Here is a 26,609-nt window from a genome sequence, read left to right as displayed (position 1 = left end):
CTAGGAGCAACCCGTGTACTCCCGTGTTCCGTCCGCCTCCAGCAAACCGGATCCGCTCGCGGTCTTCGGTCGCGTCGTCCCCCGCGACCGCGCCCTCCTGGCGCTGCTCGCCGAGCACTACCTGCTGTCCACCGACCAGATCACCAGCGCCTTCTTCGACAGCCGCCGCACCGCGCAGCGCCGGCTCACGATCCTGCACCGCCTCGACGTGCTGCACCGCTTCGGCCGCAGCAGCCACGCCGGCCGGTACGGTTCCCTGCTCTACACCCTCGGCCCCGTCGGACTGCAACTGCACCCCACCGCCTACCACGATCCGGCAGGCCTCGGCGGCAAGCCGCCGCGCAGCTCCCTTGAGCGCGCCAAACGCATCGCCGCCAGCGGCCAGGTCAACCACCTGCTCGGGGTCAACCAGTTCTTCACCGACCTGATCGCCACCGCCCGCCGCACCGCTGACGCCCGCCTGTCCCGCTGGTGGTCCGAACAGCACGCCACCACCGTCTACGCCCAGGCCGGCATCCGCCCTGTCAACGACATTCGAAATTTGACCCTTTAGCGGCGGCCGAAATTTGACCCCCTGGTTGTTCATCGGTCGTCGTCGTTGGTGGCTGCGGGGACGCGGCCGAGGTCGCGGTCTTTGAGGCGGTAGCTGTCTCCTTTCAGGCTGATGACTTCGGCGTGGTGGACGAGGCGGTCGATCATGGCGGCGGCGACGGTGTCGTCGCCGAAGACCTCGCCCCAGCGGCCGAAGGGTTTGTTCGAGGTGACGATGAGGCTGGCGCGTTCGTAGCGGGCGGAGACGAGTTGGAAGAACAGGTTCGCGGCTTCGGGTTCGAACGGGATGTAGCCGACCTCATCGATAATTATCAGTGGGATGCGGCCGAGTTTGGTGATCTCGTCCTGTAGTCGGCCGGCGTTGTGCGCGGTAGCCAGTCGGGCGACCCATTCGGCGGCGGTGGCGAACGCGACGCGGTGGCCGGCTTGGCAGGCACGGATGCCCAGGCCGGTGGCGAGGTGGGTCTTGCCGGTGCCGGGAGGGCCGAGGAACACCACGTTGTCTCGGGCGGCGACGAAGTCGAGGGTGCCCAAGTGGGCGAGGAGGTCGCGTTTCAACGAGCGCTGGTGGTCGAAGTCGAACTCTTCCAGGGCCTTCCGGGCGGGGAAGCGGGCGGCGCGGATGCGGCCCTCACCGCCGTGGGACTCCCGGGCGGCGACCTCACGGTGGAGGCAGGCGGCCAGGAATTCCTCGTGTGTCCAGTTCTCGGTGCGGGCGCGGTCGGCCAGTCGGGTGACGGCGTCACGCAGGGTCGGCGCCTTGAGCGCGCGGGTCAGGTAGGCGATCTCGGCGGTGGTGTCCCGGCTGGTCGGCGTGCCGGTGCGGCCGGGGTGGGTGGTGGTCTTGGTGGGCATCAGGCCATCGCCTGTCGCGTGGCCGGTTCGACGTCGGCGATGGTCCAGACGTGGACCGGGTGGCCGGCGATGGTGCCGTGGGCCTCGATCCACGTGTGCGGGCCGCCGGCGCGGCGCTGCACCGGCGTCGACAACGCGTGGGCGTAGGCGGCCACGACCGCCGCCCGGGCCGCTTCGGTGCCGGTGCGGGCCGGGACCTGGATGTCGATGTCGATGTCGGCCACGGTCACCGACACGCGTTGCGCGCCGACGGCGTCCATCAACGCGGCGGTGGCCAGCAAGGACGCGGCGGCGGTCAGCGCACTCGCCTGCGCCGCCGTGGTGGTGGGGGTCATCAGGCCACCTCCGCCAGGTCGTCGCCGCTGGTGCCGAGGATCCGGTCGTAGTCGGCCAGGTCCCGACACGCGACCTGGGCCGCGGCGCGGCCTCGGGGCCGGTCTTGATACGCCTGCCGCATCACCGCGGCCGCCTTCGTGTGCTCGGGGTCGGTGATGGTCTGCTGCCGGGCCCAGCACCGCTCGTGCTCGCCGACCAGAACACCGGAGCGCAGGACGCGCACGGTGTGCAGATCGGCGGTGACCTCGACCCGGTGCCCCACGGCGTTCGGGTGCACCGAGTAGTCGCAGCTGTCGAGCCGGACGTAGTGGTCACGTCCGAGTCGTACCGTGTGCCGCCAGCCGATCGCCGTGGCCTCGATCGGCGGCAACGCGCCCATCGCGGCCCGGTCCGCGCCGATCCGATCGGCCGGCGCCGCCGCATCGAGTGCCCGCTTCGGCCGGGTGTTGGCCAGGGCGATCCAATCAGCCAACTGGATGTTGAAATCGGCCACGCTGGCGAACCGGCGTCCGGGCAGGAAGGAGGTCTCCAGATAGCCGTTGGCACGCTCGACCAGGCCCTTGGACTCCGGATCCCGCGGGCGCAGGATCCGCACCCTGGTGCCCACCATCCCGCGTAGCACGCTGAACTGCGCGGTGAGTTTGGGCTGCGCGCCACCGTAGCGGCCCACCCCGGACTCGTTGTCCCACACCAACTCCCGCGGCACCCCACCCAGCTGACCCAACACCGCCCACTGCCCCAGGACCAGATCCTCCGCGGACCGCGTCGGGATCGTCGTCGCGCACAACCAGCGGGAATAGCCCGACACCATCACCAGCACCGGCGGGGTGGCCACCTGCCCGAACCCCAACGGAACCGGCGCCGGCGGGAACCACAGATCACACTGCGCCCGCTCGCCAGGCCCGTAGACAGTGCGCGAAGCCGGATCAACCGGCGCATACACCGGCCGCAACTCACGGACCCGTTCCTTGAGCACCGTCAACGACCGCGTCCAACCGATACGCTCCGCGATCACCGTCGCCGGCATGTCCGGAAACTCCTTCAACAACGCCCGGATCCGCGGCTCGGCCGCGTCCACGATCGAGCCCTTCGCCGCCCGCACGTACTTCGGCGGCTGCACCGACCGAACCGCGCTACGGACCGTGTTACGCGACAGCCCGAGCCTGCGTGCGATCGCCTTGATCGGCATCTGCTCGGCCAGGTAGAGCCGGCGGATTTCCGCCCAATCCTCCACTTTGATCACCCTCCATGTCTTAACTCAAGATCACTGAAGGGGGTCAGTTTTGACCCGTCGACACAGGGTCATTTTTCACGCGTCGTCGACACGCCCCGACGGACACGGCATCTGGACCACCGGCGGCACCTCGACGGGGTTCTTCCTGGAACACGACAACGACACCGAGAACCTCGCCCGTGTCGTGGCCAAGCTGCGCGGCTACGAACGCCTCACCACCTTCGGGCCCGCCTACCCCGTCCTGTTCTGGGTCCCCAGCCGCCGCCGCGAGGCCAGCCTGCTCCGCGTGCTCGCCGGGCTGCGCACCGCCAGCCCGATCGCCACCGCCGTCCACGGCCCCGACCCGGCCGGCAGGGTCTGGACGCTGGTCTCGGACCCCACCCACCGGCGGCACCTGCACGAGCTGCCCTCCGACCACGGCCCCGACACGGCCACCAACCCGCAGCGCTTCGACCACCTGTAGACACCACCAGGTCGACCACCGTCCGCGTCTGTCACCGGTCACGGTCGGCTGTGAGGGTCGCGGAGTCTCACAGCGACCGCGCCGCCGCCGGCCCACAGCGGGCCGGAACCTCTCACAGCGCAGGCCAATGCCACTCTTCGGCGATCATCTCGCCGGAACGGCCTGACAGAACAGGCCACTACCGTTCACGGCACCAACAGCACCTCTATATATCTCCACCCCGGTTCGGTCCCACCTCGGAACCACCGCCGCACCTTGCCGGTGCGCCACGCCCACCCGCCCAGCCCGGGCCGGTCGGCGCCGCGCCGCGCGGCGACCCCGAGGTCGCACCCCACCAACCCGCACCACACCTCTCCCTCAGCCGACCCACGCAACCGGTGGGCCGGCTATCCCCGCGCGCCCTGACGCGCCCACATCAAGGAGGACATTCATGGGCAAAAACCACCGCACGGTCACCCGCACCCCGGCTGTCAAGCCGACGGCCACGATCCGCACCATGATCCTCTGCATCCCGGACGAGCTGCCCCGCGAGGCACTGACCGCGCACCAGCTCGACCGCAACTTCGGCGTCCAGGGCACCCTGTCGCCCCGCTTCTGGGCCAGCACGTCCCTGCGCTTGTGGCACCACCAGCAGATGATCAGCCTGCGTAAGGGCCGCCCGGCCTACTGCGCCGGCGGACCGGTACGGCTGCTCGACCTCGACGGCATGCTCCAGGCCGCCGCCATGGGGGCGGGCATCCGCCACCAGGTGTTCAGCCGGGTCGTGCACGGCACCCGCGACGCCACCCCGTGGCACGTCTACGAGTCCCGCCACCTGGCGGACCCGGACAAGTACCCGTACGACGCCGCGGTGGCGGCCTTCAACAACCAGCCCCGGGTCAACGCGATCCGGATGCACAACGCCGCCATGTACGGCGCCGGGCAGATCGCCCTCGACGAGCTGGAGATGTACCAGGCCGGTTTCATGGCCTACCAGCACTACAGCGCGCTGTCCGCGGTCGCGGGCGACGCGGTGATCACCGTCGAGGGAGCCAAGCTGGCTCCGGCCAGCGACGCCATGGCCGACCGGGTGACCTACCTCGAACAGGCCAACCGCCTGTTCGCCGCCATCGACCCCAACCAGCGACTGCTCGCGGTCGCGCTCTAACCCGAGTCGGGACAGGAAGGAGACCCCTCATGGGTCGCGTCATGTTCCTGCTCGACGAGGTCGAGCACCTCGCCGACGCATGCATCCGTGCTCAGCGCATGGGCAGCCTCGAGGCAGCCCCACCGGCACCACCGGCGCTGCGGCTGCTGCACGACGAGTTCCACCACATCTACCTGAGCAGCAACAGCCCTCACGCGAGTGAGCGCCACCGCCTACGGCCCGTCGCCTACAGCCTTCTCGGCTGGCAGGAGACACCGGTGCTCGCCGAACAACTGACCGGCAAACGCTACCGACGGCTGTACCCGGGCCGTCTCGGCGACATCCCGCTACAGGATCCGGAGCGCAATCTGCTCCACCTCATCCAGCGGGGTGTCGACGCCGGTTGGAGCACCTTCGTCGTCGACTACGTCGACGACACCGTCATCCCCGGTGTCGGCCGCGGACGCTTCCACGCCCCGCACTGACACCTCCCCGGAACCGATCGGGCCAGCAGCCGCCACTCCTTGTACCCGAAGGACGCGCTGCTGCCCGATCGGCTCCACCAACCCACCCGTCGCCTCCCCAGCAGGAGGCGCCCCACCACCATGAACCCGGTCTTCCGGTTCACGCCCGCCGCCGCCCCGGACCTCGCCGAGCACCCGTCGCCGCCACCCCGCGCACCGGTCGACAACGAGCTTGTGCCCGAGGCACCCCACCTCACCTGAACCCGCCGGCCGCCCCAGGGCCGGGGCGCGCCGTTCGCGCGACCGGCCAGCGACACGGCCGCCCTTTCCCTCTTCCAAGACCAGCACGGCATCGCAATCACCGGTCACTGACCTGGTCCCACCCCCGACCAGAAAAAAGCCCACGGCGATCAATCCCGGTCGCCGTCATCCCTCTGTCTGAAAGGACGAAGCACCATGATCCGACTCCCGATCTGCCCCTTCTGCGACGAACCGGTAGTTGACCAGCCCTTCCAGAGCTGGGCCACCGCCTACCGCGGCGGCGGAGCCACGTGGTGGCACCTGCCGGACAACACGCCCATCTGCCCCACCGAGGACGGACGCCACTCCCAGCCGGTGTTCGTCGAGGACCGGCTTCCGTTCGACACGGAGACCAACGCCTGGGTCGACGCGATGAACGTCCTGTTCGCGACCGACGGCCCCCACGATCCGGCCCGTCTGGGCAGCGCCATCATCGCCGCCGAGCACCTCCACCGCTGGCTCCACACCGCCACCGGCCCGTTCAGCGCCCTGACGGCCCTGCCCACGCCCTCCGACGTCGCGCACCTCGTCGGGCACCTGCACCGCACCACACGGCTGCTCGCCCGCATCCACGTACAGACCGGGACCTACATCCACGAACAGGCCCGCCAGTCACCGTTCACCGGACTCGACGACCACAGCGAATCCCGGGGCGACGCCATCGACGGGGCCGACGAGGTCCAGACGCTGCTCTACGACGCCGCCGACTGGTCCGCCCAGTCGGCGCAGGCAACCGGCGGCGCCTGGTCCCACGCCCGCAAGGTCGCCGCCCTGACCGCTCGCGCCGGAGCGGACGAGCACGCATCCCCTGCGCTTCCCGCCACCGCCTCGAACACGGATCCCGAGCCGACGACTCCCGAAGCACTACAGGAGCCGACAAGCCTGTCTCCCGCGCACCTGGCCGAGCTGATCGGGTCGGCGTTCAGCGACGAGGCCGGCTTCAGCCCAGACCTGACCCGGACGGCCACGAGGCTCCTCGGGACCCTCACCACCTACCTGTCGAACTGCCTCGGCCCGGCCAGGACCGTCGCCCTGCCGACGCCGCAGGACCTCGCCGACCTGACCACCTCGCTGACCTACCTCACGAACACGTTCCACACCGCCCTGCGGCACGTCGTCGAGCGCCCCACGGACAGCGACACCGCAGGCCTCGACGAAACCCACAAGGCGGCGCTGCGCCAGACGCTCGCCCACGCGAGCGAAGCGCTCCGCCGTGCCGCACAGCACCTCGCCGCCGCCTCGTACCACGCCGCCGGCCTCGACCTACCCGAGGAGCAGCGGTGACCAGCGGCCGCCAGGACGACAAGGTCAAGACGACTCACCGTGGTACGACGCTGGTCGACCGCACCTTCGGCGAGCACCGGCAAGGCTACGACCTCACCGAAATCCGCCGAACCCACGGCAATCTCCTGCGAGTCCGGATCCACCGCGACGCCTACCAACACCAGAGCTACGCCCTCGTCGAGGTCTTCACCCCCGCGATGACCTGGACCCAACTCGCCAACGAACCACCATCGACCTGGCACGCCGGCACCCCATACCGCAGCACCAGCCCGACACCGCTGGAGAACCTCGCCGAGCGGCTCTTCCAACGGGCCGACGCGATTCTCCGCGCCGAGTAGGCGGCCCAGAGCAGAAGTAACCGCCAAGGCGCTCCGCGCCCCAGCGTTGACCGATGGCGCCCTGAGCGTCCCCTCTCGCTCACGACACCCCGCATCACACCAACTCCGGCCGACGCCGGGCCGAGCACACGCGATCAGCGCGCCTTGGGTACGGCCGCGCCGCGCGGCGTCGTACCGGGCCCGGAGGCGTCGCCGTATCTCTACGAAAGGAATAAAGACCATGGCAACTAAGAGAATCGTGCTGGTCACGGACGACATGGACCACAGCCGGGACAACGTCGGCACCTATCGATTCGCCCTCGAAGGTGTCGAGTACGAGATCGACCTGGCCCCGCACAACCTCGCCCGGATGCGGGAGGCGCTCGCCCCCTACATCACGGCCGGACGGCGGCTCCCGAAGCGGACCGCCGCCCGACGGCGCAGCCCCCGCCACTGAGACGACCGCTCCGACGGCGTCCCGAGATCCGGTCATCCGACTTGATCACGAGGCGCCGTCGAAGCGTGCATCAGTGCACGCCATATCCAGGCAGATCGAACAGCAGAACAGGGGAGGACAGATGGACAACAACCCGGAGCAGACCACGGCGCCCACCGCGCTCGACAAGGTCGCCGCCGCCCTGGCGGAACTCGGCCAGGGAACGGCCGCCGCGATCGCCGCACGAGCCGGTGTGGGGTACTCGACGGCCACCAAACGACTTCGGTTGTTGGAAGAGGCTCGTCAGGCCGAGACGTTCCGCGCCGACGACGGCCGCACGCTCTGGCGACAGGCCGCGAAGGCGGGAACCAGCGACCACGACGACGCGCCGGCCACCACGACCAACGCCGACGGCGACGGCGGGGACGACGGCGAGCTGCCGAGCAGGCCAGCACGGACCGAGGACGGTGCGGACGAGCCGGAACAGCCGGACGAGCCTCCGGCACCGCCGCAGAAGACCGGCGCCGCTGGCGCGGCCGAACCGGACGACGAGCCAACCAGCGTCCAACCGGCCTCAGCAGACCCGCCGCGTCCGGGCGGCAGCCCGAGCGGACCGACCGCGTCCGAAGCCGAAGGTGAGAGCGAGGCGGTCCTCGCCACCGCCGATGCCGAGGACCCGGCGGTTGCCGAGGCAGCCGACGCGTCGGAAGACCCGCCCAGCCCGGAGCCGGCGACCACCGACGCCTCCACCGCGACCACCGGGCAGGCCGAGGCGGCGAACCCATCAACCGGTGGGAGGTCACGGCGGTCGAAGGGCACGCTGCGCGGAGCGATCCTCGACGTGTTCGAAGCCCATCCCGACCAGCAGTTCAAGACCAGCCAGTTGTGCAAGGCCATCGACAAGGCGAACGAGGGCAGCGGCTCGGCCAAGGCCAGCGCGGGCGCGGTCGTCAACGCCGTGCACAAGCTCGTCGCCGACAGCCACGTCGTGCAGGTCGTCGAGAAGCCGGCGACCTTCCAACTCGCCCCGAAGTCCGACTAGCCCAACCCACCCTGGTAGCCCGGGGCGGGCGTCGAACTTGGCGGAACCACGCCCACCCCGGTGCTCCTTCACACACAAGGAGCGACGTCAAGTGTCCCACCTGGATTCCTATCTCACGGCGATCGGCGGAGTCCTCGCCGGCCTCGCCGCCGCGGCACCCCTGCTCGCCTGGCAGCGCCGGACCCTTCACCAGCAGCGTCGGGCCCTGGCCTTCCGCGAGCGTGACCGGTCCCACTGGCTGCGCCTCGCCACGCACAGCGACACGACCGAACTGCCGAACCGGCGGGCCCTGCGGACCCACCTCGAGGCCACCTTCTTGCTCGGGGAACCACTCGGGCTCGTCATCATCGACCTCGACCGGTTCAAGCACGTCAACGACACCTACGGCCACGAGCACGGCAACGACCTGCTGTACGCCGTCGGCCGCCGGCTGGGTGCCCTCGGGACACCGGTCGCGTTGGCCGCACACCTGTCCGGCGACGAGTTCGCCCTCGTCGTCCACGGCAACCACGCCGACGTCAAAGCCGCCGCTGACGCGGCCCACCAACGCGTCTCGAACCTCCCGTACGACATCTCCGGCCAACAGGTGACCGTCACCGCCAGCGTCGGATACGCCGTCGCCGAACCGGACATGCTGCCCCGCGACCTTCTGCACGCAGCCGACCAGGCCATGTACCTGGTCAAACACACACGCGGCGGCGCCCACGCCCACGACCCCAGCCACCCCGCACCCCCGGGCCCCGTCACCCGCTACCGCGACCTCCGATAGCACGCCCAGACACCGCCAGCACCACACCATCACCACGCCAGAAGCCCCGCAGGCCGACCAGCCTGCGGGGCTTCCACCAGTCAAAGGAGCCACACAGCGTGATGTCCTTCGCCGCAGTCCACACCCTGACCGGACTCCTCCTGAACGTCGAAGCCAGCGCCGACGGTCTCGGCTGGGGCCGCCCGCCACTGTTGCTGCTCGTGCAGGACCGGCCCTCACCGTCAGCACCTCACGGCACGAGACGCCAGGCGCGCGCCGCCCCGCTGCCGGTGCACGGTCGACGCGTGGGCCGGTACCGCGCCGGACTGCCGGAGTTCCTGCGGGATCTCGCCGCCGCTCTTCGCGCCGACCGGCCGGTCGGGCGGCCCACCCTGGCCGCCTGCGTCGATCTCGGCCTGATCGGGGACCTGGTCGCCGATCCCACGCCGGGACTGCGGCTGTTGGCCTGGGCCGTCTGTTACGAGGACGTGCTCGTCGAGTCCGACGAGCCGCACGAGATCCGGCGGGTCGACGCGGTCGATGTCGACGGTCGCGGCTACCGGATCACGAGATCGCGGGGCGAACCGCACCCGGTGGTTGTCGTCAATGATCGGCCCGAACGCGACTACGAGCCAGCTACCCGACCGGGGCTGGCGGGCCTCGTCGAGGCGACCAACCGGCCCGGCCCATCCAGCCAGGACCCTGGCAGCCGCTAACGGCAGCCCAGACGCGAAAGCCGGCCTCGCGGTCGCGTCGCTCCCCGTGCTCCTCGGCACCGCTCCAGGCGAACGACTTGACCTTCACCGAGAGATAAGCGTCGATCGTCATGGTCATCGCGCGAGCCGTTCATCAGGCACAACACGACCTGCCCCGCTCGGCGGTGACCGCTGTACCCAACTCATCGGAAGGTCATCCGTCATGCTCGACCGAAGCCGCACCCGCCCATCCCACCGTGCGCTCGTACCTGACAACGTCACCGATCCCCTGCTGTGGCGGCTGGCCGTTGACGTCCTCACCGCCCACCAGCCCGGGCCCGACGACCGGTGCGTCAACCTGCAGTGCGCTGACCAGACCGGCCCCTGCATGGCCGCCAGGCTGGCACAACGGGCCATGCGGCTCGCGCGGGCCGCGGTACCGCAACCACCACGCCTGCCGCAGCAGCCCGCTATCGACCGGCGACGAGCACCGCAGCGACCTGTCCGCGAGTCTGGCGGATTCGTCGGCTGGTTCACCGCCGGCATCACCGCCACCGCCGCCCACCTGCGATCGCGGATCCCGCAACGACTACCGCGCCGCGTCCCCGGCGCGACCCTCACCGCCGCCTACGCCGCGTAGCCCCAGACCGAGCCGAAACGACCAACCCCAACTCTGATCAGGAGGACACATGACCTTCCGTACCGAGAGCACCCTCGCCGGGTACGCGCGGGCGGCCGTCGAGATGAAGACCCGCATGCACGAGTACTGCGCCAGCACCGCAGGCGGCGAGTACATCCGAGCCTTCGTCGCGACCCGCTTCGCGGGCCTTCCACCGGCCGACAACGACGACGAGACCCATCCGGACCGGAAACTCGTCGACGTGCTCCAGCGCGCCAGCGGCGCGGTGTGGGCACAGGGAGAGGCGTACGTGCTCGCCCCCGCCATGACCGCCATCGTCGCCGCCGCGGCGGAAGCCCTCGACCTCGCCGGCGACCTGCTCACCGCCGACGCCGCCCCCACCGACGGCAGCGTGCTCTTCCTGCCCGAACCGATCTACCACCGCACCCTGTCCGGCCAGGTCAGCGGCGTCGCCGCGATCACCTGGGCCACCATCGCCGCCCCCATAGGCCGGTCATGGCTGATCTGCGGATGGGCCGACCGCGACGACCCCGAGGATCCCCACGCCGCCCGCATCCAGCGTTACGCCCGGCAGGATCCGACCCTGCTGTCGCGGCTCGGCCCGTACGTGATGACGAACCTGGACGTGCTGCCGATCGCCGCACCGGTACCCGCCGTGCAGCAACCGGACATCGACGAGCCCGACCGCGACTGGGAGACCGCACCCGACGGGCGGTACGTCATCGCCGACGCCACCGCCCGCACGCGCCCGTGCGCCGCGATCGCCTACGCGTTCTGGCGCATACAGGCCCAACCCATCGCCGTCGCCGCACCCGCGCCACTGGACCGGCCCGCCCGCCGCCGCGCCGCACGCGCCTCCATCGTTCACGACACCCGGGTCGTGATGCTGCGGCGCACCTCCACCCCGACCGAACCCGACGACGGGCACCCGAAGTGGCACTACCGGGTCCGGTTCGTCGTACGCGGCCACTGGCGCCGACTGATCGACAAACAGGGGCAGGCGTACCGGATCTGGATCAACGCCCACATCAAGGGACCCGACAACGCGCCGCTGCTGCACGGCGAGAAGGTCGCCGTTCTCGCTCGCTGACCCGACATCTGAACCCAACCCGCCACACCGACGACCGCGCGGTCACCCCAACCGCGCGGTCGTCGGTGTGCCCGCATCCCGACCGCGAACCAACCCCAAGGGAGACACCAGCCGTGGGAACCCCCTGCTACGTCGGCGCGACCGACCCCGACCAGCCGACCATCGTCCGCGCCCGCTACGTCCACTTCGACGGCTACCCCGCATCGCTCATCCCGCAACTGCGGGGCATCTGGGCCAACACCACCCGCCGCGACACCACAGCCCTCATCGACGCGGTCCTCGCCCACGACTGGGAGTACCTCGGACCCGACGTCATTGAAGGCACTCATTCGTTCCCGGACCAACACCCCGTCGCCGGTGTCGGCATGACGCTCGACGACAGCGACCCGGAGCCGGCCACGGTCTTCCCGCTCAGCCGCGCCATCGACCTCGCCGCCTCGTGGATCTACGTGATCAACCCCGCCGACAACACCGTGATGGTGCACAGCGGCGACGGTGAACCCGTTGGAGCCCACCCGCTCGCCTAGCCGCCATCACCGACTAGGAGGAAAACATGGTGTTCCGCCCCGTCCAGCGACTTGTCACGCCTGGCCGCGCCAACGCCGCGCGGCCATCCCGGGCCTGCCACCTCGGTTTCGCCCGCAGGGAGTCGGGATGAAGCTTCGATCACTGGTGGCACTCGTCGTGGCGCTCGTCGCCGTGTTCATCCTCTGCGCCGGCGGCCTCGGCGGATTCCTCGGCGGCGGCAGCGCCAACGCCGGCTGCATACCCATGGCCGCCCCGCCCGCTGCCCCGCCGTCCGCGTCGCCCCCGACGTCTCCGTTCGCACCGCCGACCGTATGGCCGGCGATCGGTGACTGGGACAGCGACCAGGTCGGCAACGCCGCCGCGATCGTCACCACCGGCGCCCGTCTCGGGGTACCAGGCCGCGGGTGGGTGATCGCGGTCGCCACAGCAATGCAGGAAAGCACCCTGAGAAACCTGGCCGGCGGTGACCGGGACTCGGTCGGGCTGTTCCAGCAACGCCCCAGCCAGGGCTGGGGCACCCCGACCCAACTCCAAGACCCCGCCTACGCGTCGGAGAAGTTCTACCGCGAACTGATCACGATTGGCGGCTGGCAGACGAAGCCGCTGACCGAGGTGGCGCAGGCCGTGCAGATCTCCGCCTACCCCGACGCGTACGCGAAGTGGGAAGGACCGGCCACCCGGCTGGTCACCGCGATCGCCGACGCCGCAGGCCTACACACGGACGGCCTGGGCAGCTGTGGGGCCATCGGGCCATGGACACAGCCGGTGCTCGCCCCCGTCGGGTCCGGGTTCCGCACCTCGGACCGGCTTGGCCACGACGGCGTCGACCTGAGCGCCCCACGGGGAACGATCATCCGCGCCGCATCCACCGGAACCGTCCGCACCGTCCGCTGCGACGCCGCCTACGCCAGCGCGGGCGCGCCGTGGGGCTGCGACCGCGACGGCCATCCCACCTTCACCAGAGGCTGTGGCTGGTACGTCGACATCGACCACGCCGGTGGCCTGCTCACCCGCTACTGCCACATGGACAAGCCACCCATGGTGGCGGTCGGGCAGCAGGTCGCCGTCGGCCAGCCGATCGGCGTCGTCGGCTCCACCGGCCACAGCTCCGGCCCGCACCTGCACTTCGAGGTGCATCAGAACGGCGACGCCAGCGCGAACAGCGCGATCGACCCGGTGCCGTTCATGACCGCCCAGAACGCCCCGCTCGGCAAGCCGCCCTGTAGGTTCTCAATGAATCTTGCACTGTCTCATCGATCTGTCACTCGGCGTGTCACTTTGCGACATGTCTCTGAGACGTGTTCGGCGTGGCGGGGGATGTTGATGTTCTCGTCGGTCGATCCTGCGGTCATGTCAATCGATGTTGAAGATCGCCTTTCCTCTGTTGAGGTGTGGTATCGCCCTGCTGCGGGCGAGGACCTGGTGACTGCTGCTTTGGGTCGGGTGTCGCTGACGGAGTTGATGGCGGCACGGCCGGTGCGAGAGTTCCGCTGGTACAAGGGTCGCACGTTTTACTCGGGGTGGTACTGGTCTGCCACGACGGGTGGGCATGTCGCGTACGAGAGCCGCCTGGAGCTGGCACGGATTCTGCTGGCTGATTTCGATCCCGATGTGTGCGGGATCGTCGCGCAGCCGTTCCAGGTCCGGGGACGGGTCGGTGATAGGGACCGGCGGCATGTCCCGGATCTGTTGCTCGGCCACCGCGATGGCCGCGTCACGGTGGTGGACGTGAAACCCGCCCACCGGGTGGCGGATCCCGTGGTGCGGGAGGTGTTCGCCTGGACCGCGGAGCTTGTCGGGCTACGTGGCTGGACGTTCGAGGTGTGGTCGGAGATCGATCCGGTCCGGCTGGCCAACATCAGGTTCCTGGCGGGGTATCGGCGTCCGTTCACCGTTGACGGCGGCTTGTGCGCGCCGGTGCTCGACATGGTGGACGGTCAGGTCACCGTCGGCGGTGTCGAACGGCTCGCGCGGTCGATCGCGGCGCCGGAACGGATACGGCCGGTGTTACTGCATCTGTTGTGGTCAGGGCAGCTCGGTGGTGACCTGTCGGTGCCGTTGGGCGCCGGGTCGCTCGTCTGGCGGACGGAGCAGCCGTGAACGGCAACCTGGTGAGCGTGCGCGTGGGCGCGCAGGTGCTGTTTGACGGTGACGTGGTGCGGGTCGTCGAGTTCGATGGCGTCGGGGTGACGGTGCGGGAGGAGCGATCGGGCCGGTTCCGCACGCTGACGCTGGCTCGGTTCGTGGCCGGCTGCGCAGCGACCGAGGCGCCGGAGGAGACGCTGGCGGCCGGCAGTGTCGGGACGACTCTGGCGGGGCTGACCAGGGCCCAGGTGGAGCAGGTCGCCGCGCGGGCCGGGCATGTCCGTGACGTCTTGATCGAGGACGGGTCGCCGCTGCGGGATCGGTTGCGGGTCAAGGCGGCGGAGTTGGGGCTTGCGGTTCGTACGGTGCAGCGGTGGGTCGCCGCCTACCGCCGTGACGGCGAGGCGGGTCTGGTGGATACCCGGGTGATCTGCGGTCTGGGAAGCCGGGTGGATCCCCGCTGGGACGACGCGGTCCGCGCGGTGATGGCCGCGAAGGTGAACGCTTCGACACCGACCCGGTCGGCGCTGCTGGCGGCTGTGTCGGCTCTGTTGGACGAGCGGCACGGGGCGGGTGTGGTTCCGCGGCCGTCGCGGGCGACTGCCTATCGGCGGCTGGCGGAGTTGGCCAAGGGCACGAACGCGGTTGCGGGCAGCGCGAAGGGCCGCCGGTCGATCGCGGACCGACCGCAGGGCGCTTACGGTCGGCTGCGGGCGACCCGGCCGGGTGAGTACGTGGTGCTCGACACGCAGGACCTGGACGTGTTCGCGATGGAGCCGGTGACGAGCCGGTGGGTGCGAGCGCAGCTGACGGTCGCCCTGGACCTGTTCACCCGCTGCGTCGTCGGGCTGCGGGTGACCGCGGTGTCGACCAAGGCGGTCGACGTGGCTGGGGTGCTCTACGAGAGCGTCGCGGGCCGGCCGGCGCCGATGTCGTGGCCGGGTGATGGGGCGTGGCCTTATCACGGTGTTCCGCAGAACCTGGTCTTCGACGAGGGCATGCCGGCTGGTGATGGGCCGGTCTGTGCGCCAGAGACGTTGGTGGTCGATCACGGCAAGGTCTTCCTGTCCGCGCACGTGATCGCGGTCTGCACCCGGCTGGGGATCTCCATCCAACCGGCACAGCCGCACAAGCCGACTGACAAGCCCACGGTCGAGCGGTTCTTCCGAACCTTGCGGGAGGGGTTGACCCAGCATCTGCCCGCCTACAAGGGCCCGGACATCCACGCACGGGGGGAGCGGGTCGAGGACGAGGCGTTCCTGTTCCTGCACGAGATGGAGGACGTGATCCGCGAGTGGATCGCGACGGTCTATCACCGCGCGAAGCACGACGGCCTGGTGGTGGCTGAATGGCCGCACCTGCAACTGTCCCCGGCGGAGATGTTCGCCGTTGGGGTCGGCAAGGCGGGTCTGCTGCGGATCCCGGCGGCCCCTGGGCTGGCGCTGGATTTCCTGCCGGTGGTCGTCCGCACGATCCAGCACTACGGGGTCGAGGTGCATGGGTTGCGCTACAACGGTTCTGCGCTGGACGGCTACCGCAACGCCCGCAGCCCTTATGGTGGTGTGCTGGCCGGGAAGTGGCCGGTGCGGGTCAACCCGGACGACGTGCGGCATGCCTGGTTCCAGGACCCGGCGGACCAGCGATGGCATCGCCTGGACTGGGAGCACGGGCCGCTGCTGGACACCCCGTTCTCGGCGGAGGCCGCCGCGCACGCCCGACGCCTCGCGGTCGCTGGCGACGGCGGGTTCGAGCCGGCCAAGGCGATGGTGGAGCTGCTGCACCGCTGGGACGCCGGTCTGGTGACCGACCGGCGCGAACGGCGCATGGCGGTGCGTCTGTCGGCTGAGTACGCGGCGCTGCCTGCCGCTGACCCGCCGGTCCCGGCGCCGCGGGCGGCGCCGGCTTGCGCGGTGTTCGCCGACAGCGACGATGACGACGGTGACCTGGACGACGGGTTCTACGACGACGCGTTCGAGGTGCTGTCGTGACCGGCGCCGGGGATCTCTACACGCTGTCGCGCAAGGAGGGTTGGCGTCGCTGGGTCGACGCCGCCGCACGGGTGCGTCCTGATCCGTTGACCGCCGGTCAGCTACGCCGCCTGGGCACCGATGCCCGGGCCGACTACGACGACGCCCGGCATGACTGGCACGCCAACTTCGGCACCATCAAGACCCCGCAGCTGGCCGGGATCCACGACGAGCTCGACCAGATCGTCGCGACCAACCGGCAGGACCCGGACCGGGTGCGCGGCGCGGCGGTGATCGACGCGCTGCCGGGCTTGGGCAAGACCACGATCGCGAACACGTTCGCCCGTGATTTCGACCGCGCCCAGCGACGCCGCCACGGCGAGCGCACCAACGCCGGCCATGAACGTCTTCCGGTGTTCCGGGTCGGGCTGACCTCCCGGACCACGCTGCGGACGCTGAACCGGATGATCTGCGAGTTCTACGGCCACCCCGGCACCGATCGGGCCAACGCCGCGCAGTTGGCCAGCTTCGCCGTCGACTGCGTCCTGTCCTGCCACACCCGCGTCGGGATCATCGACGACCTGCACTTCATCGACCCGAACCGCCGCGACGGCGTCGACGTGGCCAACCACCTGAAGTGGCTGGCCAACGAGTTGCCCGTCACGTTCGTCTACGCCGGGGTCGGGTTGGCCGAACGGCGGCTGCTCGCTGAAGGGCTGACCGGTGACAGCGCGGTCATGGCGCAGACCGCCCGCCGGTGGACCCGGCTGGAACTGCCTCCGTTCCAGGTCGCTGGTCAGGCCGGACGGCGGCACTGGCGCAGCCTGCTCAAGGCCACCGAACGTCAGCTGGTGCTCGCCGACGCCCGTCCGGGCATGCTCTCGGACCTGGAGACCTACCTGTTCGCCCGCAGCAGCGGGCACATCGGCTCGTTCATCACCCTGATCACCCGCGGCTGCTACAAGGCGATCCGCAGCGGGGAGGAAACCCTCGACCAGGCGTTGCTGGACACGATCCGCATCGACGAAGCCTCCGAAGCCGCCCGCCACCAGTTGCAGGCCACGCTGTCCGCCAGCCGTCGTCCCCGCCGCCCGGCGCCGGCCGAGGCCGGGTGATCGCCGTGGACATCGCCCGCACCTTGCCCCTGCGCGTCGGCCTCGGAACCGGCGAAGCCCTCGACTCGTGGCTGTTCCGGCTCGCCCACCGCAACGGCCTGCCGTTTCTCTGGCTGGCGCCGACCCTGGGTTTCGGTGACCGGCTGCGCGTCTGGCGCAACTACGCCCTGAGCTGGAAGCTGCCGCCCAGCCTGCTACGCCGCGTCGAGGCCCAGACCGGACTACCGCATGCGGCACTCGACGCCGCCGTGCTGGACCAGTTCGACGCGCTGGGCTGGAAACCCATCCCCGGCTCCCGGTTCTGCCCCGCCTGCCTGCACGAGTCCGACGGCCAGTGGCTGATCCGGTGGCAACTGCCCTACACCTTCGCCTGCCTCGCCCACCGATGCCTGCTCGCGGTGCTCTGCCCCCACTGCCAGCGCGTCCCGCGCAGCGGCATCTCCGAACGAGCCGGCCTGGCCCCACCGACCCACTGCACGCTCGGCGCCACCCGGCACAGCAGAGGCTGCAACGGCGACCTGCTGACCCGACCAGCGCCGGCCCTGTCCGGCGGCGATCCGCGCCTGTCCGCTCAGGCGTGGGTCAACGACCGCCTGGACCGCACCGACCCGGCCGCGGTCACCGACCTGCGTGACCTCGACGCCCTCGCCACCTGGTTCCGGCACCGCATCGACCCGGACGAGTTACGCCACCTCGGCCAGGACACCGTCACCGCGATGATCACCTACCGGGACGGCAACCACGCCATCAAGCTGCACCACCCCACCGGCGCGCTGATCGCCGCCGCCCTGACCTGCCAAGCCATCGACCTGATCACCGCCGAACAGGCCGACGACCGCCGCCACCGGCTCGCGCCGCTGCTCCGCGACGTCCACACCCAACCCCGCAGCACGCCCGCACGACCGGACCGCGGACCGATGATCCTGTCGCACCGGCGCCTGACCGGACTGTCGCAACCCCTGCAACACAAAGTGCTGCAGTGCATCGACGGGCAGCTACCGGTCACCGAGCGGCTGCGCTACCGCACCCGCACCGCCACGCCCCGGGCACCCCAGCCGGACTTACCGGCATCCGACCGAGCCCGGTGGATCCCGCAATACCTGTGGCCTGACTGGCTCATCCGGTTCCTACCAGCACACGGCGCGCACGCCACCGACGTCGCCATCGACATCGCCAACGCGCTGCTGATCCCCGGAAACCCCGTCCGCAACCTGCACGCCACCGGCGAACTGACCGCATGGCGCAACAACACCAGCATCTTCCTCAGCGAACGCGCCGCCCACCATCCAGACACCCTGACCGCCATCTGCGCCCTGGCCGACTACCTCGACACCCACGGCTCACCCATCGACTACCGGCGACGCCGAACCGTCTTCACCGACGTCACCCTCACCGAGACGCAATGGCGCGAACTCACCCACCAGACCGGCAGCCACCCCGGCAGAGCGGGACGCCTGCGCAGCGCCCGCCGCTACCTCTACCAACTCCTCACCGGCGCCGACCTCGACAACCGTCGACACCGGCTCGCGTTCACCACCGCAGCCGCCAAGACCGGGCTCCAGCAGTTCCACCGCGCCCTCAACACACCGCTGCGCGCAGCACTGCACCGTCACGGCGCGCAACTGCTGCAGACCGCGGGCATCGACGAACCGCTCACCTGGAGCCCCCCAGCCCACTGCGTCACCGGACTGACTCTGCCCGGCCGGGAACCCCACGACATCGACCTGACCGCCCTGCGGCAACTCCTCGACGTCGAGCACGTCACCATCACCACCGCCGCGCGCCGCCTCGGCGTCACCGCCGAACACGTCCGCTACGCCCAACAACAGCTCCACCGGCCACCGGACCCGCTCGCCCAGCCACCCTCGAAGACCGCAGCACGACGCAGACGCGAACGGGCCGCCGAGCTGCTCACCCGGAAGTTCGACGACAACGCCACGAACCGATCAGAGGCCCTCCGGCCCTCCCGGAGCACCATCCGGACCCCACGCCCGCGGACAGCGCAGACCGCCGCCCGCCAACCGCTCATCGATCCCGACTGGCTACGCGAACAGGCCGGCACCCTGCGACGCACCAACAGCGACATCGGCGCCGAGCTCGGCATCAGCCACGAAACCGTCCGCCGACACCGCCAACGCCTCGGCATCCCGGCACGCGCGACAGGATCCGCCGGCCACACCGTCTCCACCCGTCGCCACCCCCACCTGCCCACCGACATCCGACACGCCGTCGAAGGCAAACGCCACGGCTGGCAACGACTACGCCGCTTCGAGCAGGTAAGCGCCCACGACAGCATCAACACCGCCGCGACCACGCTCGGGCTGCACCACCAGAACCTGTTTCACCAACTGAACCGGCTCGAAGCCGACATCGGCGCCGCCCTCATCGACCGCACCGACAACCGCTACCAGCCCATGAAAATCACCGCCCGCGGAGCGGGCCTGCTCGACCTACTCACCGAGCCGGACGTCCGACAACTCCTCGACCACTACGCCCCACCCAAGCCCGGCAACGCGGTCGCCAACTCAAGGTCATCAAGAAAGTGACAAACCGATGAGACAAAACCAGCGACAGAACGATGAGACGCCACCACCGCGGCCCAGGTCACCCGCCTTACGGACCGACAAGATCAACGAGAACCTACACGCCCGCCTGATCGGCTGGCCCAGTCGCCCACCCCGCGTTCCCGCCCGGTCCGAACGGATCCTCTCGCACCTTCTGCGAGAGGAACAGCGGGATCACCCACGAGGACGCGCGGTGGAACAGCCACCCCGAGATCGTCCGCCACTGATCCGGCGGACGCCGTACCGACACCACGAACCGGCGAGACGGGCCCAGCACGGGCTCGCCCCGCAACCACTCAAAGAAGGGAAGCCCAACGAATGCCCGACCCCAACGAGCACGACACCAGCCCTCGCAGCGACGAGGAACCGACGAACTGGCCCGATCTCGGGCGCCGATTCCAGGGGATCCAGGCACGGCTCATCCACGGCGACCGCGAGCCGGTCCTCTCCGGCGACGACTTCTACGGCGAAGCGCTGCGACGCCTGCTCACCCGGAGCGACTCCGGCTGGATGACCCGCGCCGACCACGACCGGCTCATCCGGGCACACCACGTCTTCAACGGATCGGCGACGGAGGAAGCCCGGCGGCAGGCCCGCGAAGCGCGGGCACGGTACGCCGTTTCCGGCCGGGCGATGCGCGCCGAGCTGGCTGCCTGGCTGCGCGAGGTCGCCTCCAACGAGCGGATCGTGCCGAGCCGGTACCGCCGCGACGGTGTGCTGCTCGCCGCCGACTGGATCGACCCCGCCACCCCGGCGTGGCCGTACACACTCGCCGAGCGGGACCGGGAGTCCCCGCCGCCCCCTCCCGGGGACCACCAGTGGTCCCAGGTGCTGGAGGCGCTGCGCGCGGCGGGCGAGCAAGACGGCAAGCAGGCCGCCGCCTGGTGGGAGCAGTACACCATCGGCGGCTCCAGCCGAGGCGACGCGATCACCGTCGCCCGCACCGTGCTGGCCGGCATCGACGCCTGCGACCCCGCCGTCCTCGACTTCCTGCCCGCCTTCGACCTCGCCGGCTACGACGCCGACCGGTACCGCATCCAGGCACCACCCGATGCCCCGGAATGGGACGACCTGTCCGACGCCGACCAGGCCGCCGCGATCGACGCCGCCCGCGACGGCTTCACCACCGCCGTCGAGGACGGCGTGGCCGCCCGCTGCGCGGCCCTGCTCGACGGCGACACGCACCCCACCGCGTGACCGCTTCGCCCGCCACCCGGCAGGCACCACCCGATTCCGTTGCCCTCGGCCGTCCGGCCGAGGGCATTTCCAACTGCAGAAGGAGTAGCACGTGAGGAAGCTCTGGTTCGACCTGCGGAGGTCCCTCCAGCAGGCCGAAGAGACCACCACCGTCGACCACGCCGTCAGGACGAGCGAGCCGCCCGAGCCGTGGCTCGTCCTGGACGTCAACACCGGGCGGCTGTGGTTCACCCCGGTCAACGCGCCACGCCCCCGCAGCCTCGCCATCGCGGCCACCCACATCGACGGGCCACCGCCCGCCGACGAGCCGTGGCCGCTGTACCGGCAGCCCCTGACCGAGCCCGACCCGAACCACGACAGCGTGCTGAACCGGCTACGCGCCGCCGCGCAGCAGGGACACCGGTGGCTCGTGGCCGACGTATCGACGCCACCACGGCTGCACACCACCAGCGCCTACGACACCGACACGGTGCCGGACACGGCGGTCTGGAGCCCCGCCTGGCTCACCGCCGGCGACCTCGGCCCCTACCCGGGACAGATCGCCCACGGCTACCAGCACAACGGCTCCGTCATCGCCCGCTTCACCAAAGCGACGGTGCAGCGGATCGCCGCCGACGCCGACGCCCGCGCCGCCCACACCCCGGGGCGGGACGCCGACCTGCTGGCACTGCGGGACTACGGCAGCGGCATGGAAGTGTTGATGGTCCGCGCGCCCGCCACGCCCGCCGGCCCCGTCCCCGGCGATGAGTCGTCGGCGGTCGGGATGCGACACGTCACCGCCGACCCCGACGGCTGGTACCGCCTCACCGACGACCGCTGGCCCTGGCGCCACGCCACCCCACCCACCCAGCCGCCCAACCGCACACGAGGCGCGCACGAGCACGACCCGGACGTGTTCGAGCCGAATGGGCACGACGGCAGCAGGTGCACGGTGTGCGGAGCGACCGGCTACGACATCACATACGAGGAACTGCCGTCGATGGCCGGATACGGCACCGACACCACCATGTCGTGCCGGATCTGCCACTCCTCGGAAAGCTACGCCGAAGAGATCGGCTGGAGCAGGCGCCGCGCGCCCTGGCCACCCACTCTCTAGGCGCTTCGAAGATCAACTGCGCCGCCAAACGGTAGGCGCCCCGGCCTGAGCACCGCTCCGCGTAGCCGATGACGGCTCCGCGCGCTCTCCCCGCCCGTTGTGGCTCACCTATGCCGCCGCGCGCCCCGGGAAGGGGCGCGCGGCGGCTTCATTCGCCCAGGAGCACCCCATGTCACACCTGACCCGCACCACGATCCGCCATCCCCTGACCGGTCACACGCCCGTGCCGGAGCTGCGCGGACGCGACTTGATCACCTCCGAGACCGCAGGTATCGGTTGCACGCCGACCGCAGCCATCGTCGGAGGTGCCCGGTGACCTCGCCCGCTCGACCCGCCAAGCCGAAGGCCAGGCCGCGCCCCATGTTCGGGCCGGTCCTCGCTCTCCTCGCGGCCGAACCGCACCGCGCCTTCTCCATCACCGACCTGGGCAGGGAACTGCCCGGACGCTCCTCCGGGGCGATCGGCTCCGTGCTGAACCGCCTTGTCGACCGGAAATGGGCGACCTTGTCGACCGGGTCACCGCGCCGGTACACCATCACCGCCGAAGGCATCGACGCGTTCACGGCCGGAGCCGGCGCCAGCCGCGCCCCCAAGGCCACCGCCCCCACGCCGACGGCACCGACCACGCCGGCACCTGCCCCCACGGGTCCTGTCCCGCCGCGTCCCGGCGCGGTGCTGCGGCCGAACGGTATCTGGTACCTGCCCCGCCAGCTCGGCGACAGCACCGACGTCGAAGTGCTACGCCGGCTGCGGCGGGACAACATCGCGGTCCTGCTCTACGGGCCACCCGGCACCGGCAAGACCAGCCTCATCGAGGCCGCCTACGCCGACGCGATCACCGTCGCCGGCCACGGCGACACCACCGTCGAGGACCTCGTCGGCAACTACGTCCCGCTGCCCGACGGCGGCTTCGAGTTCGCCTACGGCCCGCTCGTGACCGCGATGCGCGAGGGCCGCGCCCTGTTCATCGACGACGCCACCCTCATCCCACCCCGCGTCCTCGCCGCCCTCTATCCGGCGATGGACGGCCGGGCCACCATCACCATCGCCGCCCACCACAACGAGGTCGTGACCGCCGTCGACGGGTTCTTCGTCTGCGCCGGCCACAACCCCGGCGTCCACGGCGCCATCCTCACCGAAGCCCTCGCCTCCCGATTCGCCGTGCACATCGAGGTCACCACCGACTTCGACCTCGCCCGCTCCCTCGGCGTCCCGAACGGCGCGATCGACGCGGCGGTCACCCTCAACCAGCGGCTCCGCAAACACGAGATCGACTGGGCGCCTCAGCTGCGCGAGCTGCTGGCGTTCAAGCGCATCACCGCGAGCCTCGGCCTCGCCGCCGCCGTGGCCAACCTCGCCGCGATCGCCCCCGAACCCGACCGCCCAGCGGTCGTCGATGCCCTCCAGCGGGCCTACCGCGGCGCCACCATCACCCCGCTCACCCTCGGCAAGCAGAAGTAAGGACCCCGCCATGACCAGCGTTTCCGCGCACCTGAGCACCTCCGGCACCGGCCCCGTCTCCCCGACCCTGGCGACCTCACCCTGGGCCGCGTGGTCGGCGGCCTGGACCCGACAGGCCGCCCGGCTCACCAGCCGACCCGACGCGACCGTCACCGTCGCCCCCGCCACCGGTGGCCCGCCCGGGCTCAGCTACCCCGCCACCGCGCAGATCCAGATCGACGCCGACCTCATCCCCGACCCGACGATCGCCGACCCCCGCCGCCCCGCCCACCGGTCGAAGGTCCCCGTCGCCTACGGCGTCCTGCTGCACGAGGTCGCCCACGTCATCCACTCCCACTGGGATCCACCACCATCGGTGCCGCCCGTCGTCCGTGAAGCCGCGCTCCTGCTCGAGGAGTCACGGATCGAAGGACGCTACCGGGCGGCCCGGCCCCGCGACCGGCGGTGGCTACGCCGCGCCGTCACCAGCATCATCGACCCCACCGACACCCGCACCGACACGAAGTGGAGCGCCGCCTACGCCGCCGGGCTCCTCCTCGCCCGCATCGACGCGAAGATCCTCTACCCCGGCGACGTCCGCGAGCCGAGACGCGCGATCACCAAGATCCTCGGCCGCAAGCTGCTCAAGGGACTACGCGACATCTGGCGGGAAGCCCACACCGTCGACGACACCGACACGACACGAATGATCCACCTCGGTGAGCGGTGGTGCCGCCTGCTCGGCATCGACCCCACCCGCACCCCAGGCCTACCCGCCAACGACGCGGCCACCAGCACGATCGCGGCGGCCATCGCCGGCGCCCTCGACGCCATCCTCCACAACCCCGCCGACTACCCACACCCGGGAAGCGCCGAACCCCGGATCGACAAGCCCGGCATCCACGTCGACACCGACATGCCGATCACCTGGACCGAACGCGCCGCCCGCGACGCCGAACGCCAGGCCGCCAACCGGCTCACCGCCCTGCTACGCCGCGCCCGACACCGGGAACCCGCCCGCACCCGTGAACCCAGCAGCGCACCGCCCGGACGGCTACGCACCCGCGCCGCGGTCACCCTCGCCGCCCAACGAGCCAGCGGCGCCATCCCCACCGCCCAACCGTGGCAGCGCACCGTACGACGCCCCGTCCCCGATCCCGAGCTGACCGTCGGCATTCTCATCGACGCGTCCGGCTCGATGCGGGACTTCGCGAAACCCATGTCCTCCGCCGCGTGGATCCTCGCCCACGCCGCCACCCGCGCCAGCGCCACCACCGCGTCCCTCGCCTTCGGCGACCGCATCACCGTCCTCATCCCACCCGGCCGCCGCCCCGCCAAGGTCCGCGACATGCGCGCCGACGCCGGCACCGAACGCTTCGTCGAAGCCTGCGCCGAAGCCGACCGGCTCCTCCACCTGACCACCCCCGGCACCGCACGACTGCTCGTCGTCGTCTCCGACGGCCACTACGTCAACCCCGACGAAGCCCAGGCCACCATCACCCGACTCCACCACACCGGCTGCGCCGTGCTCTGGCTCGCACCCGACCACAAAAGCTGGCCGGCCAAGGTCTACGACAACACCACCACCATCACCATCACGGTCGACGACCCCACCACCTGCGTCAACCTCATCGGCCAAGCAGCCATCGACGCCCTGACCAAGGCCTGAGCCGAGCGCCCGTCACGCGGCAACCGTCACACGCGCAGCGGGATCGGCTCCCCACACCTCGTCGGGAGCCGATCCCGCCTACCCGGCCACCAGCCGCCGGACCCACGCCATCCCACAAACCCCAACGGCCTCTCGCAACCTCGAAACGGAGAGCAGCATGCCCGACGCCACGTTGCCCTTTCCCACCTCCAATCCCCGCGACCGCGTGTACCCCCGGTTCCGCGAACCCCTGCCACACCCCGGCCACCCGGCACGACCTGTGATCGCCATCGACGTCGACGGTGTCCTCAACCCCGACCACCCGCCCACCGCCCGCCAACTCGGCTACCGCCCGCACCGCTACGACGGACCCGGCCCCACCGGTCAACACGTCTCCGGCGACGTGTGGCTACACCCCGACCACGGCGCCTGGCTTAACGAACTCACCTCCAACGCCGACCTCGTCTGGTGCACGAGCTGGGGCCAGATCGCCGCCACCTGGATCGGACCCCGGCTCGGCCTCCCCGCCGACCTGCCGGTCATCGACGCCGGACCAGGCGGCATACGGTTCGGCCGCCAACTCAAACTCGCCGCGCTGTACCGCGCCATCGGTACACGGCCGGTAGCCGTCCTCGACAACGAATTCGGCGGCCGGGACCCCGTCGAGGCCGCTGACCGCACCGCACGCGGCAGCGCCACCCTCCTGGTCCCCGTCAACAGCGCCAGCGGCCTGCAACGCGAACACATCGACCAGGTCATCCACTGGCTTGACCAGGCAGCCGCCTCCCAGGAGCCGTCGCGGAGGCCAGGTGATACGGCGACCGGTTGGACAGCGCTTGGACGAGGCGATGATGAATTGCGCGACGACGGGTACGACCTCAGTGTGGGCGATCCGGTGCTGCGGAAATCCCGACTGCTGTCCAAACAGTGCGCCACCTGCGTCTTCCGCCCCGGCAACTTGATGCGCCTCTCCGACGGCCGCCTACGCGACCTGGTCAATCAAGCCCGGCGCAACGAATCCTTCATCGTCTGCCACGACACCCTCCCCCACCACCGGTACCCGGACGTCAAGCCCGCCATCTGTCGAGGGTTCGCCGACCGCTACTCCACCCAGGCACTCCAGGTGATCGAACGGATCTTCGGGTTCATCGAGGTCGACCCACCCAGCTGGAACACAGGCCAGACCGACGGCTCCCCAACGACGGGAGACGACGCCACTATGTCCGCTGAGCCTCGGACGGCATCGGCGGACTGACGGCATCGAGGGCGGGGCTGGGCACGCCGACGCCCAGCCCCGCCCTCGATGCTCGAAGCAAGAAGCCGGTCCCTTTCGCGTTTGTCTGCTTCATCGCACACGCCCTTGTCGGCGTACCGACTCCGGCGCAGG

Annotated in this window: 24 protein-coding genes and 2 pseudogenes; 23 read left to right on the top strand and 3 right to left on the bottom strand. The window is 70.7% G+C overall.

Features of this window, described 5'->3' with window-relative positions; translation table 11 throughout:
* Positions 1-13: 13 nt before the first annotated feature.
* Positions 14-553, top strand: coding sequence for a replication-relaxation family protein (locus tag GA0074694_RS10415; RefSeq protein WP_245714631.1), 540 nt, complete (start codon positions 14-16; stop codon positions 551-553).
* 29 nt (positions 554-582) lie between these two features.
* Here the strand turns inward: GA0074694_RS10415 and istB are convergent, their stop codons facing one another.
* Genes istB through istA form a run of 3 tightly spaced genes read right to left on the bottom strand, consistent with a single transcriptional unit; the run spans position 583 to position 2,986 of the window.
* A complete protein-coding gene (gene istB / locus GA0074694_RS10410; RefSeq protein WP_091456176.1) occupies positions 583-1,407 on the bottom strand; it encodes an IS21-like element helper ATPase IstB in 825 nt (274 codons plus the stop codon).
* Positions 1,407-1,742 carry a hypothetical protein gene (locus GA0074694_RS10405; RefSeq protein ID WP_091453986.1) on the bottom strand — a complete coding sequence of 112 codons (336 nt, stop codon included), beginning with the start codon at positions 1,740-1,742 and terminating at the stop codon, positions 1,407-1,409. The genes istB and GA0074694_RS10405 overlap by 1 nt, the downstream gene beginning before the upstream one ends.
* The gene (gene istA / locus GA0074694_RS10400; RefSeq protein ID WP_091456172.1) at positions 1,742-2,986 is read right to left on the bottom strand and encodes an IS21 family transposase; all 1,245 of its coding nucleotides are present in this window, start codon (positions 2,984-2,986) and stop codon (positions 1,742-1,744) included. The genes GA0074694_RS10405 and istA overlap by 1 nt, the downstream gene beginning before the upstream one ends.
* A gap of 79 nt (positions 2,987-3,065) precedes the next feature.
* Between istA and GA0074694_RS10395 the strand changes: the two are divergent.
* From GA0074694_RS10395 to GA0074694_RS32745, 22 genes and pseudogenes are all read left to right on the top strand, one after another.
* Positions 3,066-3,440 (top strand): annotated as a pseudogene (locus tag GA0074694_RS10395) (replication-relaxation family protein); the annotation flags it as partial.
* Positions 3,441-3,870: 430 nt separating this feature from the next.
* Positions 3,871-4,587: a hypothetical protein gene (locus tag GA0074694_RS10390; protein WP_091456169.1), complete on the top strand. Its 717-nt coding sequence runs from the start codon at positions 3,871-3,873 to the stop codon at positions 4,585-4,587.
* Positions 4,588-4,616: 29 nt separating this feature from the next.
* Positions 4,617-5,051: a hypothetical protein gene (locus tag GA0074694_RS10385; protein WP_091456166.1), complete on the top strand. Its 435-nt coding sequence runs from the start codon at positions 4,617-4,619 to the stop codon at positions 5,049-5,051.
* A gap of 435 nt (positions 5,052-5,486) precedes the next feature.
* A complete protein-coding gene (locus GA0074694_RS10380) occupies positions 5,487-6,614 on the top strand; it encodes a hypothetical protein (RefSeq protein ID WP_091456161.1) in 1,128 nt (375 codons plus the stop codon).
* Positions 6,611-6,952, top strand: a complete 342-nt coding sequence (locus GA0074694_RS10375; protein WP_091456158.1) for a hypothetical protein — start codon at positions 6,611-6,613, stop codon at positions 6,950-6,952. Before GA0074694_RS10380 ends, GA0074694_RS10375 begins: the two co-directional genes overlap by 4 nt.
* Positions 6,953-7,172: 220 nt before the next feature.
* Positions 7,173-7,388 carry an Lsr2 dimerization domain-containing protein gene (locus GA0074694_RS10370; protein WP_091456154.1) on the top strand — a complete coding sequence of 72 codons (216 nt, stop codon included), beginning with the start codon at positions 7,173-7,175 and terminating at the stop codon, positions 7,386-7,388.
* A gap of 121 nt (positions 7,389-7,509) precedes the next feature.
* Positions 7,510-8,409 carry a hypothetical protein gene (locus GA0074694_RS10365; RefSeq protein WP_091456150.1) on the top strand — a complete coding sequence of 300 codons (900 nt, stop codon included), beginning with the start codon at positions 7,510-7,512 and terminating at the stop codon, positions 8,407-8,409.
* Between the two features lie 91 nt (positions 8,410-8,500).
* Entirely contained in the window at positions 8,501-9,178 is a 678-nt protein-coding gene (locus tag GA0074694_RS10360) for a GGDEF domain-containing protein (protein WP_091456147.1), read from the top strand.
* A 101-nt stretch (positions 9,179-9,279) separates the two neighbouring features.
* Positions 9,280-9,873, top strand: coding sequence for a hypothetical protein (locus tag GA0074694_RS10355; RefSeq protein ID WP_245714630.1), 594 nt, complete (start codon positions 9,280-9,282; stop codon positions 9,871-9,873).
* Between the two features lie 202 nt (positions 9,874-10,075).
* Positions 10,076-10,492, top strand: coding sequence for a hypothetical protein (locus tag GA0074694_RS10350; protein WP_091456140.1), 417 nt, complete (start codon positions 10,076-10,078; stop codon positions 10,490-10,492).
* A 49-nt stretch (positions 10,493-10,541) separates the two neighbouring features.
* Positions 10,542-11,582: a hypothetical protein gene (locus GA0074694_RS10345; protein ID WP_091456136.1), complete on the top strand. Its 1,041-nt coding sequence runs from the start codon at positions 10,542-10,544 to the stop codon at positions 11,580-11,582.
* A gap of 113 nt (positions 11,583-11,695) precedes the next feature.
* The gene (locus GA0074694_RS10340; protein ID WP_091456134.1) at positions 11,696-12,109 is read left to right on the top strand and encodes a hypothetical protein; all 414 of its coding nucleotides are present in this window, start codon (positions 11,696-11,698) and stop codon (positions 12,107-12,109) included.
* 127 nt (positions 12,110-12,236) lie between these two features.
* Positions 12,237-13,325 (top strand): annotated as a pseudogene (locus tag GA0074694_RS32765) (M23 family metallopeptidase); the annotation flags it as partial.
* A gap of 18 nt (positions 13,326-13,343) precedes the next feature.
* Positions 13,344-14,210 (top strand): TnsA-like heteromeric transposase endonuclease subunit, encoded by an 867-nt coding sequence (locus tag GA0074694_RS32760; RefSeq protein WP_342670931.1) that lies wholly within the window; start codon positions 13,344-13,346, stop codon positions 14,208-14,210.
* Entirely contained in the window at positions 14,207-16,183 is a 1,977-nt protein-coding gene (locus GA0074694_RS10325; RefSeq protein ID WP_091456130.1) for a Mu transposase C-terminal domain-containing protein, read from the top strand. The genes GA0074694_RS32760 and GA0074694_RS10325 overlap by 4 nt, the downstream gene beginning before the upstream one ends.
* The gene (locus GA0074694_RS10320; RefSeq protein ID WP_091456128.1) at positions 16,180-17,277 is read left to right on the top strand and encodes a TniB family NTP-binding protein; all 1,098 of its coding nucleotides are present in this window, start codon (positions 16,180-16,182) and stop codon (positions 17,275-17,277) included. The genes GA0074694_RS10325 and GA0074694_RS10320 overlap by 4 nt, the downstream gene beginning before the upstream one ends.
* Positions 17,274-19,823 carry a TniQ family protein gene (locus tag GA0074694_RS10315; RefSeq protein ID WP_091456125.1) on the top strand — a complete coding sequence of 850 codons (2,550 nt, stop codon included), beginning with the start codon at positions 17,274-17,276 and terminating at the stop codon, positions 19,821-19,823. The genes GA0074694_RS10320 and GA0074694_RS10315 overlap by 4 nt, the downstream gene beginning before the upstream one ends.
* A 336-nt stretch (positions 19,824-20,159) precedes the next feature.
* Positions 20,160-21,038 carry a hypothetical protein gene (locus GA0074694_RS10310; protein ID WP_091456122.1) on the top strand — a complete coding sequence of 293 codons (879 nt, stop codon included), beginning with the start codon at positions 20,160-20,162 and terminating at the stop codon, positions 21,036-21,038.
* Between the two features lie 91 nt (positions 21,039-21,129).
* The gene (locus tag GA0074694_RS10305) at positions 21,130-22,134 is read left to right on the top strand and encodes a hypothetical protein (RefSeq protein ID WP_091456118.1); all 1,005 of its coding nucleotides are present in this window, start codon (positions 21,130-21,132) and stop codon (positions 22,132-22,134) included.
* 360 nt (positions 22,135-22,494) lie between these two features.
* Positions 22,495-23,595 carry an AAA family ATPase gene (locus GA0074694_RS10300; protein WP_091456115.1) on the top strand — a complete coding sequence of 367 codons (1,101 nt, stop codon included), beginning with the start codon at positions 22,495-22,497 and terminating at the stop codon, positions 23,593-23,595.
* A gap of 10 nt (positions 23,596-23,605) precedes the next feature.
* Positions 23,606-25,243 (top strand): VWA domain-containing protein, encoded by a 1,638-nt coding sequence (locus GA0074694_RS33600; RefSeq protein ID WP_091456112.1) that lies wholly within the window; start codon positions 23,606-23,608, stop codon positions 25,241-25,243.
* 157 nt (positions 25,244-25,400) lie between these two features.
* On the top strand, positions 25,401-26,477 hold the full coding sequence (locus GA0074694_RS32745) for an HAD domain-containing protein (RefSeq protein ID WP_245714629.1): 1,077 nt from the start codon (positions 25,401-25,403) through the stop codon (positions 26,475-26,477).
* Positions 26,478-26,609: the final 132 nt, after the last annotated feature.

The sequence above is a fragment of the Micromonospora inyonensis genome, assembly GCF_900091415.1.
Lineage (GTDB): Bacteria > Actinomycetota > Actinomycetes > Mycobacteriales > Micromonosporaceae > Micromonospora > Micromonospora inyonensis.
The sequence above is the reverse complement of the archived record's forward strand: the minus strand, read 5'-3'. Positions and strand labels throughout refer to the sequence as shown.

Excerpts from the sequence above, each read along its gene's own strand:
- GA0074694_RS32745 (WP_245714629.1), top strand. The coding sequence starts at position 25,401 with ATGCCCGACGCCACGTTGCCCTTTCCCACCTCCAATCCCCGCGACCGC.
- istB (WP_091456176.1), bottom strand. The coding sequence starts at position 1,407 with ATGCCCACCAAGACCACCACCCACCCCGGCCGCACCGGCACGCCGACC.
- GA0074694_RS10345 (WP_091456136.1), top strand. The coding sequence starts at position 10,542 with ATGACCTTCCGTACCGAGAGCACCCTCGCCGGGTACGCGCGGGCGGCC.
- GA0074694_RS10385 (WP_091456166.1), top strand. The coding sequence starts at position 4,617 with ATGGGTCGCGTCATGTTCCTGCTCGACGAGGTCGAGCACCTCGCCGAC.
- GA0074694_RS10370 (WP_091456154.1), top strand. The coding sequence starts at position 7,173 with ATGGCAACTAAGAGAATCGTGCTGGTCACGGACGACATGGACCACAGC.
- GA0074694_RS32760 (WP_342670931.1), top strand. The coding sequence starts at position 13,344 with ATGAATCTTGCACTGTCTCATCGATCTGTCACTCGGCGTGTCACTTTG.
- GA0074694_RS10405 (WP_091453986.1), bottom strand. The coding sequence starts at position 1,742 with ATGACCCCCACCACCACGGCGGCGCAGGCGAGTGCGCTGACCGCCGCC.
- GA0074694_RS33600 (WP_091456112.1), top strand. The coding sequence starts at position 23,606 with ATGACCAGCGTTTCCGCGCACCTGAGCACCTCCGGCACCGGCCCCGTC.
- GA0074694_RS10380 (WP_091456161.1), top strand. The coding sequence starts at position 5,487 with ATGATCCGACTCCCGATCTGCCCCTTCTGCGACGAACCGGTAGTTGAC.
- GA0074694_RS10390 (WP_091456169.1), top strand. The coding sequence starts at position 3,871 with ATGGGCAAAAACCACCGCACGGTCACCCGCACCCCGGCTGTCAAGCCG.
- GA0074694_RS10365 (WP_091456150.1), top strand. The coding sequence starts at position 7,510 with ATGGACAACAACCCGGAGCAGACCACGGCGCCCACCGCGCTCGACAAG.
- GA0074694_RS10350 (WP_091456140.1), top strand. The coding sequence starts at position 10,076 with ATGCTCGACCGAAGCCGCACCCGCCCATCCCACCGTGCGCTCGTACCT.
- GA0074694_RS10300 (WP_091456115.1), top strand. The coding sequence starts at position 22,495 with ATGTTCGGGCCGGTCCTCGCTCTCCTCGCGGCCGAACCGCACCGCGCC.
- GA0074694_RS10310 (WP_091456122.1), top strand. The coding sequence starts at position 20,160 with ATGCCCGACCCCAACGAGCACGACACCAGCCCTCGCAGCGACGAGGAA.
- GA0074694_RS10355 (WP_245714630.1), top strand. The coding sequence starts at position 9,280 with ATGTCCTTCGCCGCAGTCCACACCCTGACCGGACTCCTCCTGAACGTC.